Annotated in this window: 12 protein-coding genes; 5 read left to right on the forward strand and 7 right to left on the reverse strand. The window is 68.7% G+C overall.

The window, feature by feature from the left end:
* The first annotated feature begins 909 nt into the window (after positions 1–909).
* Positions 910–1,422, forward strand: coding sequence for a hypothetical protein (locus tag FSW06_RS10700; RefSeq protein WP_010120644.1), 513 nt, complete (start codon positions 910–912; stop codon positions 1,420–1,422).
* A gap of 202 nt (positions 1,423–1,624) precedes the next feature.
* Here FSW06_RS10700 and FSW06_RS10705 read toward each other — a convergent pair whose 3' ends face one another.
* From FSW06_RS10705 to FSW06_RS10715, 3 genes are all read right to left on the reverse strand, one after another.
* Complete coding sequence (locus FSW06_RS10705) at positions 1,625–3,025, reverse strand: DUF6114 domain-containing protein (RefSeq protein ID WP_010120643.1); 1,401 nt, start codon at positions 3,023–3,025, stop codon at positions 1,625–1,627.
* Positions 3,025–3,594, reverse strand: a complete 570-nt coding sequence (locus FSW06_RS10710; RefSeq protein WP_010120642.1) for a DUF6230 family protein — start codon at positions 3,592–3,594, stop codon at positions 3,025–3,027. Before FSW06_RS10710 ends, FSW06_RS10705 begins: the two co-directional genes overlap by 1 nt.
* Before the next feature lie 146 nt (positions 3,595–3,740).
* Positions 3,741–4,862 carry an MFS transporter gene (locus FSW06_RS10715; RefSeq protein WP_244946809.1) on the reverse strand — a complete coding sequence of 374 codons (1,122 nt, stop codon included), beginning with the start codon at positions 4,860–4,862 and terminating at the stop codon, positions 3,741–3,743.
* A 213-nt stretch (positions 4,863–5,075) separates the two neighbouring features.
* On the opposite strand from FSW06_RS10715, the gene FSW06_RS10720 reads away from it, so the two are divergent.
* Entirely contained in the window at positions 5,076–5,981 is a 906-nt protein-coding gene (locus FSW06_RS10720) for a LysR family transcriptional regulator (protein WP_010120640.1), read from the forward strand.
* A 259-nt stretch (positions 5,982–6,240) separates the two neighbouring features.
* Here the strand turns inward: FSW06_RS10720 and FSW06_RS10725 are convergent, their stop codons facing one another.
* From FSW06_RS10725 to trmB, 4 genes are all read right to left on the reverse strand, one after another.
* Positions 6,241–6,681, reverse strand: a complete 441-nt coding sequence (locus tag FSW06_RS10725; RefSeq protein WP_010120639.1) for a DUF3054 domain-containing protein — start codon at positions 6,679–6,681, stop codon at positions 6,241–6,243.
* 65 nt (positions 6,682–6,746) lie between these two features.
* Positions 6,747–7,985 carry a lysylphosphatidylglycerol synthase transmembrane domain-containing protein gene (locus FSW06_RS10730; RefSeq protein WP_010120637.1) on the reverse strand — a complete coding sequence of 413 codons (1,239 nt, stop codon included), beginning with the start codon at positions 7,983–7,985 and terminating at the stop codon, positions 6,747–6,749.
* The gene (locus FSW06_RS10735; protein ID WP_010120635.1) at positions 7,982–10,294 is read right to left on the reverse strand and encodes an MMPL family transporter; all 2,313 of its coding nucleotides are present in this window, start codon (positions 10,292–10,294) and stop codon (positions 7,982–7,984) included. Before FSW06_RS10735 ends, FSW06_RS10730 begins: the two co-directional genes overlap by 4 nt.
* Positions 10,295–10,303: 9 nt before the next feature.
* On the reverse strand, positions 10,304–11,098 hold the full coding sequence (trmB, locus tag FSW06_RS10740) for a tRNA (guanosine(46)-N7)-methyltransferase TrmB (protein WP_029449535.1): 795 nt from the start codon (positions 11,096–11,098) through the stop codon (positions 10,304–10,306).
* Between the two features lie 30 nt (positions 11,099–11,128).
* On the opposite strand from trmB, the gene FSW06_RS10745 reads away from it, so the two are divergent.
* The 3 genes from FSW06_RS10745 to FSW06_RS10755 are packed head-to-tail and all read left to right on the forward strand — an operon-like array spanning position 11,129 to position 14,546.
* Complete coding sequence (locus tag FSW06_RS10745) at positions 11,129–12,232, forward strand: hypothetical protein (protein ID WP_010120631.1); 1,104 nt, start codon at positions 11,129–11,131, stop codon at positions 12,230–12,232.
* The gene (locus tag FSW06_RS10750; RefSeq protein ID WP_010120629.1) at positions 12,229–12,663 is read left to right on the forward strand and encodes a DUF6802 family protein; all 435 of its coding nucleotides are present in this window, start codon (positions 12,229–12,231) and stop codon (positions 12,661–12,663) included. The genes FSW06_RS10745 and FSW06_RS10750 overlap by 4 nt, the downstream gene beginning before the upstream one ends.
* Before the next feature lie 44 nt (positions 12,664–12,707).
* Complete coding sequence (locus FSW06_RS10755) at positions 12,708–14,546, forward strand: phosphoenolpyruvate carboxykinase (GTP) (protein WP_010120626.1); 1,839 nt, start codon at positions 12,708–12,710, stop codon at positions 14,544–14,546.
* The last annotated feature ends 236 nt before the right edge of the window (positions 14,547–14,782 follow it).

Consider the following 14,782-nt stretch of genomic DNA (forward strand, 5'->3'; position numbering starts at 1 on the left):
TACACGAACAGGCCCGCGACGGCGTCCACGAAGCCGGTGATGCCGCTCTGCAGGAGCTCGACGACGGTGGACAGGAAGGTGGCGATGGTGTCAATCATGACAGAACCTTTCATCACTTCACGCCCACAGGCGGTCTGGGGCGCTTCAGTAATGCAACCGATGTGGTACAGCAGTCCGTTACGTCGTCAAAAAGAAAATTGTGACCCCGAGGCGCCGGCGCCGGAAACGACAGTGCGCACCCCGTGCCCTTGCGGGCGCGGGATGCGCACTGACCTGAAAGGAAGCACCCTCATGGTGCGGAGCACCGGGCACTTGGCGCATCCGTCATCTCCAAATTCCGGCTGCGTTACCGGTCACGATAATCGGCAGGAGCCTATATCGCTAGATATTTCCGCCGGAGCGTTACACGGGGGTGGCCATCGGGGACGAAATGGCCCTGCACGACGAAACCCCCGTCGCTCGCGGAGAGCGCGGGGGTCGGGTGTGGACCTGTCGGTCCGTCGCCGGTCTGCTTAGTTGAAGACGCCGGCGATGGCGTCGACCAGGCCGGTGATGCCGGTCTGCAGGAGCTCGACGACGGTGGACAGGAAGGTGGAGATGGTATCGATCATGGGAGATTCCTTTCAGGTCAAACATGTTCAGCCGGGAGGTGATTTCCAGCCGGAATCCAACGTACGACAGGTTTTGGCTAAGGTCAAAAACTAATGACGTTCCACCTGTAGATGTGGGGCGCTCTGCGAACACTGCAGGTCAGGACGTTGCAAGTTAGTGCTGCGATGCGCACTTTTCTGCAGACATAGTGATACCTGCGCAGGAGCCTGGCGCCGCAGCTTTTCTGCTGTAGCCTGTGGGCGGGCGTACCGTCCGGTACGCCGGAACGTCCTGACTCCTCACGGAAAGGAACTCTCCATGTCCCTCACCTCCTCCCGTCTCTCCCGCCGCCTCGGCGTCTCCCTCGTCGCCACGGCCGCTGCCGTCGGCCTCGCCGTCCCGGCCGCCACCGCCGCCAATCTCCCGGACTCCGACAACTCCACGGCGTCCGCCGCCGACAGCTCGTCGCAGGACGCCGATAACGACGGCAACGGCAACGACAACGGCACCGGTGACGACGATGCCCCGGTCTCCGGCGCTGCGGCACTCTCCAGCCAGATCCAGTCCTCGCTCGACGGCGACGTCGACCTGCAGCAGACCGTCTCCTCGCTGACCGGAACCGACTGGGGCAAGCTGATCACGACGACCGTCCAGCTCTCCAGTGGCACGGTCACCCCGGAGACCGTCGTCAACATCATCGAGCTGGTCAGTGGCGAGGACGTCACCGTCTCCAGCGCGGTGGACGCGGTCGCCGGCAGCATCGCCTCCGGCAGCTCCGACGATACCGGCAACACCGACGAGCCGGCCGGCGCCACCGCCCCGACGAAGTAGAGCGGCCCCGCCGCGGTCGTGACAGTGGCTCAAGGCCGCGACGCACGACGGCGGCTCACGACAGAGACAAGGGTGGCCGGGACGTACATCGTGTACGTCCCGGCCACCCTTGTCTCTGCTGTTGCCGTCCCCTGGACGGCGACCGGTCGAGGTACCTACCGGCAGTGCCCGGAGGCCGCGGTGTTCACCGTGGTCACGGGTTTTACCAGGGGCCGATCTCGTTGGTCGGGGCCTCCAGCTTGTCGGCGGAGACCAGGTAGGTGTCCATCGAGGCGTTGAGCACCGCGGTCTTGCCCGACAGGAGGTCAGGCAGACCCACGCCGAGCTTGCTCAGCTCCTTGGCGATGTCGTCCGGGGCCCAGTCCGCGTCGATGGTGATCGGCACGGCGGTGTTGATGCCCGCCATCTCCAGCGTCATGGTGAGCTTCTTCACCACGATGTGGAAGTTGCCGGACAGGATGGTCGTCGCACCCTGCGTGTCCTGCCGCATCGACTGGCCACCGTTCGGCGCGAGGAACTGCGTCTGCAGGTTCTTCAGTACGGTGCGGTCCGAGTCGATCCGCAGTGCCTTCTTCGGGCCCTGCTGGGTGTCGACGGTGACGTAGGACATCTTCATGTTCGGCGTCATCTCGGTACGGTCCGCGGTGATGGTGAAGGTGTTGCCGGTGATCGGCAGGCCCTCGATCGGCGGCGGCGGGGCGACGTTGAGGCCCGGGATCTGCACGCCGAGGGCGTCCAGTCCACCGTCGAGCTGGTTCTGCAGGTCGTTGCCGTCCGGCAGCGTCAGCGGCGGCAGCTCCGGCTTGGGGAGCTCGGGCAGCTTCGGCAGCTCAGGCAGGCCGGGTACGCCGGGTGCGCCGGGGTTGTCGGCCGGCGGGGTCGCGCCGTCCTGACCGTCACCGGTGCCCTGGTCGCCGTCCTGCGCCGGCGGGGTGATCCCCGGGATCTGGAGATCCGGCAGCTGCGGCAGCTGGGCCTGCGCCTGCGGGGTGTGCAGTGCCACGCCGACGCCCACGGCGCCGACGACGGCCAGCACGGCCTCCGCCGCCTCGCCCCGCTTCGCGGCCTTCTTCGCGGCCTTGGCGTCCTTCTTGTCCTTCTTGGCGGCCTTGGCCTCCACCTTGGACTCGGGGGACCACGCCAGTGCCAGCGCACCACCGACCAGGGCCAGCAGGGTGCCGATGATGAAACCGCCGAAGTTGGACTGCGGCAGCGCGACGATACCGAGGATCATCGCGGCGACACCGGTGAGGATGCGGCCCTCGCCACGGAACCAGGTCATCAGACCGCAGACGATCAGCAGGATGCCGATGACCAGGGTGGACACGCCACCGAGGGTCGAGATCTGGATCTGGATGTTCGAGACCCGGAGGCTGAGGTAGGTGGGTACCAGGATGACCACACCGGACAGGATCATCAGCAGGCCGGCGGCGAAGGCGCGCTGCCGGCGCCACCGGGTGAAGCGGCGGTTACCCTTCTCCAGCTTCTCGCTGCGGGTCTCCTGGACCGGGGTAGTCTCAGCCGTGGTCGCCGCATCCTGAGGCGCCGCCGGGGACGTGCCGGCGCCCCCGGTCGCGTTCTCGGGAATGGAGCTGTCGGTCATCAGCAGTCAGCCTTGCTGGCGTCGACGACGGAGACCTGGCTGCCGGCGGCCGTGAGCTTGTCCGCGGAAATCGAGGTGGCCTTGATCTTCTGGTCGAAGGCGTGGATCTGGTCGGCCGAGATGCCCCACTGGCCGGCCTGGGCGCCGCCGTCGAGCTGCGAGGCGTCGACACCGATCTGCGGCTTGATCAGGGTCATGCCACCGTTGAGGCCCGGGGCGCCGATGACGAGGTTGTCGGCCGAGAAGTTCTGGCCCGGGACCTTCATCTGGAACTTCTTGTCGCCCAGGCCCGGCAGCTTGACCGGCGCGGCCATGCACAGGTCGGTGACCTGGGCCTTCTTGAACTTCAGTTTCGAGACGGCGACGTCGCTATCGCGCAACTTGTCGGTGCCGACGAAGATGGCGACGCCCTCGCCGTCGAGACCGGAGACCTCCTGGGAGAAGATCGTGTTGGACAGTGCCAGGTTGGCGGAGATGCCGCCCTGCGCCATGGCGACGCCGGTGCCGGCGGTTGCAAGGAGGCCGACGGCGAGAATGCCGGCGAAACGCTTGCCCTTGATGTGACCCATTGTTGTTCCTCCGTCGGCGCCGCTCGAGGCGCCCGTCAGTGATGTGCGAGCTGGTACTCCCGCATATCGTATCTGCTGCGTAAGTGTTTCGACCAAAATTCTGGATATTTTTGCCACTTGTTGCAGTTACGGCGTCCTGATGCAGGTCAACGGGGCGCGGCAGACCGGTCGGCGTGTCCCGGCGTGTTCCGGGACGCTGCCACGCACAGCAGAAGTGCTATCACCTCCACGACGATCAGCGCCAGGATGAGCGCCGTCCACCCCAGCGCGAAGACATGCCCGGCCGCCCACCCCAGGATCGAGGACCCGAGGTAGTAGTTCATGACATAGGTGGAGGACGCCTCCGCCCGGTCGCGCGTCGCGATCGCACCCACCAGCGTCGAGGCGGTCGAGTGCACCGCGAAGAAACTCGCCGTGAAGATGAGGACCCCCACGATCGTCGCCCACAGGGTGGGGATGAGGGCCAGCAGCAGTCCCACCACCATGAGCAGCGTCGACAGGGTCAGCACCCGGGCCGGACCGAAGCGGGCGGTCAACGCCCCGGCACGGGCCGAGGACCACGTCCCCGAGAGATAGAGGAGGAAGACCATTCCGGCCAGCAGCTCACTGAGCCCGAACTGCTCGGTGAGGTGGAAACCCAGGTAGTTGTACAGCGAGACGAACGAGCCCATGAGCAGGAACGGCAGGATGAACAGGGCGACGAGCCGCGGATTGCGCCAGTGGCTGCGGAACGCCGCGAACTCATGGGCGAGGGTGATCCGCTTCGGCGTGAAGTTCCGCTGCGCCGGCAGGGCCCACGCGCAGACCACACCGAGGATGAAGGCCACCACCGCGCCGGCGAGCGAGGCGCCGCGCCAGCCGGTCACCTCCAGGAACCCCGACGGGATGAGCCGGCCCAGCAGGCCGCCGAGCGAGGTGCCCGAGATATAGAAGCCCATCACCTTGCCGAGATGGGAGGGGTGGATCTCCTCGGCGAGGAAGGTCATCGTCACCGCGGGCACGCCCGCCACCGCGATGCCCTGCAGGGCGCGCAGCCCGATCAGCGTGCCGATGCCGGGGGCGAGACAGAGCAGCAGGCTCAGCACGGTGGCGGCGAGGACCGAGATCTGCAGGACGCGCCGGCGTCCCACCCGCTCGGACAGGATGCTCACCGGCATCACGCTGACGGCGAGCAGGCCGGTCGTCGCGGAGACGGTCAGCGCCGCGGTCGTCGGGGAGACGCCCAGGTCCTCGTGGATCGCGGGGAGGAGCGCCTGCGTGAGGTACATGGCGTTGAAGGACGCCAACCCGGCGGTCGCGGCGGCGATGAGGACGCGCCGGTAGCCGGGGTCCCCGGGGCGAGTCCGGCCTGGTGACCCTGCTGGCCCTGCTGTTCCGGGTGATCCTGTTGTTCCGGCTGTTGCGCTGTCGCTGCCATGTGTCCATGGTGCGCTCCGCCGATCATCGTGCAAAATGCAACGGTGAAGATGTAACGTCCCGGTATGCGCATTGATGATCTGGCCTGGTTCACCGACCTCGCCGAGACCCGCAACATGGTCGACACGGCCCTGTCCACCGGCATCAGCCAGTCCGCCCTGTCGCGCCGCCTCGCCGGCCTCGAGGAGGAGATCGGCACCCCGCTGTTCGACCGGCTGGGACGCAGCCTCCGGCTCAACCGTCAGGGACAGATCATCGCGGACGCCGCCCGGGACGTCCGCGGCCGCTGGCTGGACGCCGTGGAACAGGCCCGCCGCGACGTCGACCCCGAACGCGGCACCGTCCGCCTCGCCTTCATGCACTCGCTGGGGACCTGGCTCGTCCCGGAACTGCTGCGGAGCTACCGGGCCGAGCATCCCGGCGTGCACTTCGAACTGGTCCAGGGCGCCGCCCGCGATCTCGTCGACCGGGTGACGTCGGGGCAGTCGGACCTCGCACTCGTCGGCCCCGAACCCACCGCCGAGATCCGCGCGGGGGAGGTGCGGTGGGCCGAACTTGCCCAGCAGAGTCTCGGCCTCGCCGTCCCTGACAGTCACCGCTGGTCCGGACGCCCCGACATCGACCTGGCGGAAGCGCACGATGAACCGTTCGTCGCGATGCTCGACGGCTTCGGGACACGGATCCTGCTCGACCAGCTCAGTGCCGATGCGGGCTTCCGGCCGCGGCTGGTCTTCGAGTCCATGGAGCTCACCACGGTCGCGGGCCTGGTCTCCGCCGGGCTGGGGGTGGCGCTGCTGCCGCTCGAGGACCCGAACCTGCGGTTGCCGGGGATGGCGGTCATCCCGTTGCGGACGCAGCGTCGCCGTGAACTCGGCATCGTCTGGACCGCCGGTGGCGCCGACGTCGCAGGAGCCGCTCTACCGCCCCCGGTGCAGGGCTTCCTCGACTTCGTCATCGCCTCGCGTCAGTAATCCCACTGACCCCACAGTGACCCCACTGATCCCGCTGGCCAAACCAGCCCCACTGTGATCCCACGTCGGCCGGTGCTCCGCCCGTTGTGGGCCATCGGCCCCGCATCTTGGGACGGGAGGACGTTTTACCCCCGCAAACATGACCTGCCGTCCCAAGGTGTGGGTCTTCGGCACCTGGGTTCGTTCGGCCGACGTGCGAGGTCGGCCGCCGAGGCCCGGTGGGGCGGATGCGGGGTCGGGAGGTGGACCGGGAAACCGGTCAGTCGAGGGCGGCGTCCTGCGGGAGCAGGCGGCTGGCCAGTGCCCGCCACCCGATGCACAGCACCCCGAGCACGATGAGCGACACGATGTACATGAAGATCTCGAACTGCGTGTTCGCGATACTCCACACGACGATGCCGGCGAACCAGGTCACCAGCCAGATGAGCACCCCGGTGCCGCGGGCGCGGTGGACCTGCGGGGTGAAGGTCAGGCCCCACGCGATCGCGAGGCCGACGGCGAACGGCCAGCACGCATGGAACCAGGTGCCGATCGTCAGCGGGGAATGCGCCAGACGTGCGAGGACGGCGAAGAGGATCACCGCGACCACATCGAGGATCACCGCGTTGCGGGTGCCGAGTCTGGCGGTCGCGGAAAGCGGGCCGGAGGGTTCGCCGGGGACGGGGCCGTCGATGACGTCGCTGGTGTCTGCATGTGCCATGGCCGCCATCGTAGTCGTCGACCGGTGGTTGCAGGTCCGTCACACACCCGGACCCACCCGGCAGGTCAGGGTTCCGGTTCGTCGACCGGACGGGGGCGGGCCGTGTCCTCCGGGGATTCTGCGCCGGGCTCACCCGACTCTTCGGGATCACCGGACGCCGCAGCGTCGCCGCCCCCGTCGGTGTCCGCCGGGGAATCGGCCCCGGACCGGGCGGCGTCCCCACCGACGATCTGCCGCAATGTCGGGCCCTCACCGTGCGGGCGCGAGTCCAGCACGAACGTCCACACGAACACGAGCCAGCCGACGATCGCCAGACCGACGAAGCTGATCATGCGGAACACGATCACCGCAGCGAAGGCCTTGCCGGACCCCATCTGTGCCACACCGACGAGCATGCCGGTGAGGGCGGCGTCCACCGGGCCCAGGCCGCCCGGGGTGACCTGCGCCTGGCCGACCAGTTTCGCGGTGATGAAGGCGAGCACCACACCGGCGACGGGGGCCTCACCACCGACGGCGAGGACGCAGAACAGCAGGCAGAAGATCTCCGCCACCCAGTTGAGCAGTGACAGGACGACCGACCAGCCGAGTTTGGCGGGCCGGAGTTCCACGGCGCCGAGCTGGTCGGCGAAGCCGGAGACCTTGTCGCTCCACCGGTCCTCCGGGGCGTTGCGCCACCGGTTGAACGCGGCGAGCACCTTCTGCAGCCACCGCTCGACACGGTCGGGGTGCCGGGCGACCCAGTTCGCGCCGAACGCCAGGAGGATGAGCACGACGATCGTCGTGGCCATCGAGTACGGGTGGAGGTCGGCGGTGACGAAGAACATCGAGCCGAAGCCGAGGATCGCCATGCCCGCGCCCGACAGCACGCCGGAGATCACCATGTACCAGCTGGCGATGACCGGGGTGGCGCCCCATTTCAGCTGTTCGCGGAAGATCATCGCGGCGGAGATCGCGGGGCCGCCGGGGAAGGTGGCGGACCAGGCGTTGGCCGCGAAGCCGAGGGCGTTGGCGGAGGTGCGTTTCACCGCGACGCCGGCGGAGCGCAGCAGAACGACCATGACCTCGGCCTGGAAGAGCATGGCGAGGGCCATGGCGACGACGGCGACGGTGATGTACCAGTTGTTCGCCGCCTTGATGGCGTCCCACCCGTCCTGGAACAGGTGGTAGTGGCCGCGCAGGGCGAAGGCGACGATACCGATGACGAGCAGGGTGAGCAGGGCGCGGACCCGCGGGTCCTTGAGCCACAGGATGATGCGCCGTCGTCGGCTGTGCGGGCCGACTTTCACCCGTTCGTCGTCGGTCATCGGTGACCACCGTCCCGGTGCTGTTCGGCGTCGAGCCGTTCCTTCAGGGCGGAGAAGGGGATCGCGCCGGACGCCGCTTCGCCGGGGTCGGCGTCCGGAACGCCCCCGGCAGGAGTCACGGCAGATGCCCCGTCAGTTGCCGGGGCACTACCGGCACCGTCGGACGCCGTGGCGAGCCGCTCGTTGTGGCCGACCTTCTCCGACAGCCGGGTGATCCAGCGCGGCGCCCACCAGCAGTCCTCCTTGAGCAGGGACATGACGGCGGGGACGAGCAGCATGCGGATGACGGTCGCGTCGATGAGCAGCGCGGCGATCATGCCGAAGGCGATGTACTTCATCATGACGATCGAGGAGAAGCCGAACGCACCGCACACCACGATCATGATGAGGGCGGCGGCGGTGATGATGCCGCCGGTCGTCGCCGTGCCGAACCGGATCGCCGCGTTGGTGGAGGCGCCGTGCGCGCGGGCCTCCACCATCCGGGAGACGAGGAAGACCTCGTAGTCGGTCGACAGGCCGTAGACGATGGCGATGATGAGCACCAGGACGGGGCTCATCAGCGGTCCGGCGGTGAAGTTCAGCAGGTCGGCGCCGAGACCGTCGACGAAGATCCAGGTGAGGATGCCGAGGGTGGCGCCGGTGCCCAGCAGGTTCATGATGACCGCCTTGGCGGGCAGGATGACCGAGCCGAAGACGACGGACAGCAGGATGAAGGAGGCCGCGATGATGTAGAGCAGCATCCACGGCAGCTTGCTGAACAGGGCGTCCAGCGATTCGACCTCCATCGCGGGGGTGCCGGCGACGAGGACGTCGGCACCGGGGACGTTGATGTCGCGCAGGGCGTCGACGATGTCGCCGTTGTCGTCGCGGTCGGCGATGCCGGCGGAGAGCACCGTCACCCCGTCGCGGGTCGGCTGGCTGACCTGGAAGGGGGCGGTGAGCCCGTCGACGGCGTTGGCCTGCTGGTAGACCTGCCCGAGGGCGGCGTTGTCGCCGGTGACGACGAGCTTCACCGGGTCGGTGCGCAGCTCGGGGAAGTCGGCGTCGAAGTGGTTCTGGGCGACACGGGTGGGTTCGTCCGGCGGCAGGAAGGTCTCGTTGATGCCGCCGAACTTCACGCCGCCGAGCGGGACGGTCAGGGCGAGCAGCACGCCGACGAGTCCGACGGTGATGATCTTCGCGTGCCGCATCGCGAAGGACGAGATCCGGCCCCAGGCCGAATCGACGGTCTCGGCGCGGGTCTTGCCGCGGTGGAACAGCGTCCACTTGTCGATGTTGCGCCCCAGCAGGGAGAACACGCTGGGCAGCACCATCACCGACAGCAGGGCGGCGAGCAGGACCGCGGAGATCGCCCCGTAGGCCACCGACTTGAGGAAGGCCTGCGGGAACAGCAGCAGCCCGGACAGTGCCACGGCCACCATCAGCGCGGAGAAGACCACGGTCTTGCCGGCGCTGGCGGTGGTGTTGCGGACCGAGGTGGGGACGTCGTTGCCTTCGGCGAGTTCCTCCCGGAACCGGGAGACCATGAACAGGCCGTAGTCGATCGCCAGGCCGAGGCCGAGCAGGGTGACGACGGACTGGGCGAAGGTGTTGACGGTGGTCACGCCGGCGAGCAGGGACAGGATGCCCATGGAGCCGAGGATCGACAGGATGCCGACCAGCAGCGGCATGCACGCGGCGACGACGGAGCCGAAGACGAGGATGAGCAGCACGGCGACGGCGGGCAGGCCGATGATCTCGGCGCGGGAGATGTCGTCGCTCATGCCGGTGTCCAGTGCCCCGGAGACGGCGGTCGCGCCGCTGATCTCCACGGTGGCGCCGTCCAGGTGCAGGCCGTGGAGGTCGTCCTCGATCGCGCGGTAGTTCTTCAGCACCTCGTCGGCGGTGCCCTGCAGGGCGACGGAGGCGAAGGCGGCGGAGTGGTCGCCGGTGATCATCTGCGCCTGGTTGCTGTCGAAATAGCTGGTGACCTGGCGGATGTTCTCCGAGTGGCTGAGGGCCAGGGTGTTGATCTGGCGTGACATGTCGGCCTTGACGGCCGGGGAGGTCAGGTCGGCGCCGCCGCCGGGGGCGTCCGCGTCGCGGGTGACGAGGATGATGACGTCACCGGAGGCGTCCCGTCCGAACGTCTCCTCCTCGATCTGTGCGGCGCGGGTGGACTCACTGTGCGGGTCGTCCCAGCCCTCCGAACTCATACGGTCGCCGAGCTGTGTGCCGATGCCGAGGTACAGCAGGGCGATGACAGCGATCACCACCGCCGGAATCAGCCGACGGTGGCGGTAGGCGACGTTGCCCCACTTCGTGAACACTGTTCTCCTCTAGCGACGTTTCCACAGGTATTCGCGGATGATGTGTTCCTTCTCGAGTCCCTTGCCCTCGAACTTGGTGGTGATCTGCCGGTCGGTGAGCACCGGCACGGTGGTCTCCCGGACGGCCGGGTCCGTCGGCCAGCCCAGGTATTCCAGGTCCGGCTCCGCCTCGACGAGTTCGTCGATCCACTCGGCGTAGTCCGCGTGGTCGGTGGCGACGTGGAGGATGCCGCCGGGCTTCAGGCGGGACGCCATGAGGTGGAGTGTGCCGGTCTGGATGATGCGCCGCTTGTGGTGGCGGGCCTTGGGCCACGGGTCCGGGAAGAACACCCGGATCCCGTCGAGGCTGTCGGGGGCGAACATGCGCTGCAGGACCTCCACCCCGTCGCCGCGGATCAGCCGCACGTTGGTGAGACCGCCGCGGACGACCGCGCCGAGCAGTTTGGCGAGCCCGGGCCGGTAGATCTCCACGGCGACGATGTTGTGGTCGGTCTCCAGCGGCGCCATGGCGGCGGTGGATGTGCCGGTGCCCGAGCCGATCTCCACGATGGTGGGGTGGCCGGTGCGGCCGAACCAGTCGTCGAGGTCGACGACGGTGTCCGGGTTGTCGTCGAGGTCCTTGCCGAGGGTCGGCCAGTTCTCCTGCCAGGTCTTCTCCTGGTTGTCCGTCAGGGTGCCGCGGCGGAAACTGAAGTTACCCAGTCGCGGATAGTCACGACCGTCGTTAAACTCGGTCTGCAACGGACGACCACGCCCGCTGGGGGCTGGTGACGGGGGAAGATCTGAAGTAGACATCCCGGTCATTCTTGCAGAGCCGGGGCAGGGAGGGAAAGCATGGACACGACTGTATCCGTGATCGGTCCGGACGAGACGACGGCGCGGGAGGTGGCCGCGGCCTTGCGGGGGTCCGGTGGGGGCTCCGGCGGGCGGCCCGGTGGGGGTTCGGGCGGGCCACTGCGCCACCGCATCGTCGTCGGTGCGGGGCCGGAGTCGACGGTACCGCACCCGGGCAGGTCCTTCGGGGTGGTGGCGGTGGTGCCCGCACCGTGCACGGCGTCGGACGCCCGGGTGGTGCGTGCCGTCGTCGCCTCGGTCGGCGGCTGCGTGCTCTACGCGGAATCCGACACTGCCGACCCAGCCGACACCGCCGACCCCGCCGACCCCGCCGACCCTGCCGAACTGGCCGCCCTGGTCGCGGAACCCGGGGTGGTGACCGTGCGCTGGCACCGGGACGCCGCGACAGGTGCGGCGACGGACCGGGCCGCACTCGCCGAACTCCGGGAGGTCCTCGACGGGATGTGGGTCGATGTGCCGCGCTGGCTGGCGGATGCCCGCCGTGCTGATGCGGACCGGGCCGACCGGGTACGCATCACCGTCCGGCTCGCGGCGGAGGACATCGCCACCGACCTGCTCGACAGTGCGCGGCATGACAGGGGCGACCGTCGCAGCGGGACTGTCGACACCGCCGCACTCGACGCCGCCTTCCGGTCACGGCTCACCGTCGCGGTGCTGGAACAGGGGGTGGAGATGCCGCATCTCACCGCACCGGAGGACACGCCGGACACGGCAGGGGAGAGCGCAGGGGACAGGACCGGGGACAGGGCGGCCACCACGGACCCGGCCGTCACCGCCCGTCCCGACCGCTCCGCCCTCGCCCTGTCCGCCCTCGCCGCCGGCGGAGCCGCCCTGGCTGCCGGGGCTGCGGCAGGGCGGGTCGCCGGTGCCGCGGTCGGGACCGTGGTCGCCCTCGCCGTCGCCGCACTGGTGCTGGTGATCCGGTGGCGGACACTTGTCGCGGCGTCCCGTACCCGGGGACGCGAGGAGGCGCTGGTCGCACTGCGTCGCCGCTGGACCACGACCGTCACCGATGTCGTCGCCCGGCTGCAGGCGCCGTCGGTCGCGGTCGCGGTGGCCGAGGAGACAGGGGTACAGCGGTGAACGACTGGGACTGTGACCCCGCCGGGGACGTCAGCGGCCTCCCCGGGGCCGGCGAACTCACCGGACTGCCCGCCGCCGGTCCGGACGCCGCCGGTCCGGACGCCGCCGACGGGCACCTGCTGCTCGACCTCGGCGGGCGGACCTACGGGCTGCCCACCGACCTCGATGAGGGGGAGCTGAGTGTGGGATCCGTCACTCTCGCCGACGACAACGGCATGACGATCTGCGCCGACACCGACGGTGACGGCACCGTCGACTACCTCTCCGTCGTCGGCTTCGACGGCAGCTGGTCTGCATGGCGGCGGCTCGGGAGCATCGCCGGGGACATTCCGGACGCCGCCGGGGACCCTCCCCCCGCCACCCCCGGGCGTCCGACCGATAACTGGAACACGCACGGGTGGATGTGTGTGGAACGGGGGGACTGGGGTTAGGCTTGGTCTGTCAAGACGCCTCACCCCTTTCGTCAGGAGCATTCATGACCATCCCCGGTCTCGTCGGCCCGGCCCCCACAAAGAACGAGGAACTGCTGCGGTGGATCGCAGAGTCCGTGGAGCTTTTCCAGCCGGAGCGCGTCGTCTTTGTCGACGGCTCCCGTGAGGAATGGGACCGGCTGACGTCCGAGCTCGTCGAGGCGGGGACGATCGTCCGGCTCAACGAGGAGAAGCGGCCCAACAGCTTCCTCGCCCGCTCCAACCCCTCCGACGTCGCCCGCGTCGAATCCCGTACCTTCATCTGCTCCGAGAAGCAGGAGGGCGCCGGCCCCACGAACAACTGGGCCCCGCCCGCCGCGATGAAGGAGGAGATGTCCGGGCACTACAAGGGTGCGATGAAGGGGCGCACCATGTACGTGGTGCCGTTCTGCATGGGTCCGATCTCCGACCCGCAGCCCAAGCTCGGCGTCCAGCTCACCGACTCGGCCTACGTCGTCCTGTCCATGGGCATCATGACCCGCATGGGTGCCGAGGCCCTGGACAAGATCGGCGACAACGGCGACTTCGTCCACTGCCTCCACTCCGTCGGCGCTCCGCTGGAGCCCGGCGAGGAGGACGTCGCCTGGCCCTGCAACGACACGAAGTACATCACCCAGTTCCCCGACACCAAGGAGATCTGGTCCTACGGCTCCGGCTACGGCGGAAACGCCATCCTCGCCAAGAAGTGCTACGCGCTGCGTATCGCCTCCGTGATGGCGAAGGAGGAGGGCTGGCTCGCCGAGCACATGCTCATCCTCAAGCTCGTCAGCCCGGAGGGCAAGGCCTACCACATCCTCGGCGCCTTCCCGTCCGCCTGCGGCAAGACCAACCTCGCGATGATCACCCCGACCATCCCCGGCTGGAAGGCCGAGGTCGTCGGTGACGACATCGCCTGGATGAAGTTCGGCGAGGACGGTCACCTCTACGCCGTCAACCCGGAGAACGGTTTCTTCGGCGTCGCGCCGGGCACCAGCTACGACTCGAACCCGATCGCCATGCAGACCATGGACGCCGGCAACACCCTGTTCACCAACGTCGCCCTGACCGACGACGGTGATGTCTGGTGGGAGGGCATGGGCGAGGCGCCCGAGCACCTCATCGACTGGAAGGGCAACGACTGGACGCCCGAGTCCGACGAGAAGGCCGCCCACCCGAACTCCCGCTACTGCGTGCCGCTGGCCCAGTGCCCGACCGCCGCCCCGGAGTACGACGACTGGAAGGGTGTGAGGGTCGACGCGATCCTCTTCGGTGGACGCCGCCCCGACACGGTCCCGCTGGTCACCCAGTCCTACAGCTGGGAGCACGGCACCATGATCGGTGCGCTGCTCGCCTCCGGCCAGACCGCCGCCCAGGAGGGTGTCGTCGGTACCCTGCGCCACGACCCGATGGCGATGCTGCCGTTCATCGGCTACAACGCCGGCGAGTACCTCAACCACTGGATCGAGGTGGGCAAGAAGGGTGGCGACAAGATGCCGTCCATCTTCCTGGTCAACTGGTTCCGCCGTGGCGAGGACGGCCGCTTCCTGTGGCCGGGCTTCGGCGAGAACAGCCGCGTGCTGAAGTGGATCGTCGACCGCATCGAGGGTCGCGTGGGCGCCGAGGACACGGTCGTCGGCCACACCGCCCGCTACGAGGACCTGGACCTCGAGGGCGTCACGGAGCCCGAGGAGGACATCCGCGCCGCGCTGTCCGCGCCCGCCGAGCAGTGGGCCGGTGACATCGAGGACAACGACGAGTACCTCACCTTCCTCGGCCCCAAGGTGCCGCAGGAGATCTGGGACGAGTTCGCCGCCCTGAAGCGCCGCGTGGAGCAGGCCAAGGCCGCCGAGAAGGCCGAGGTCTAGGACTTCTCCGCCCGGTTCTCCTCTTCCTCGCCGCTCGTCTTTCGCGGGGAGCTCGAAATCCTCACCTGCTGAGGCACGCTCCGGACTACCGGACGTACCCCAGCAGGTGAGGATTTCTGTGTGTGCGGGTTTTCTGCGGGTCGTCGCACTGCTACCCACCTCGCGTCGCCCGGGTCCCCGGAGACCGCCGGAACCGGCAGAGCACCCTGCGCGGTGGCAGCGCATCTGGCGTTGCG

The sequence above is a fragment of the Corynebacterium nuruki S6-4 genome (genome assembly GCF_007970465.1).
GTDB lineage: Bacteria > Actinomycetota > Actinomycetes > Mycobacteriales > Mycobacteriaceae > Corynebacterium > Corynebacterium nuruki.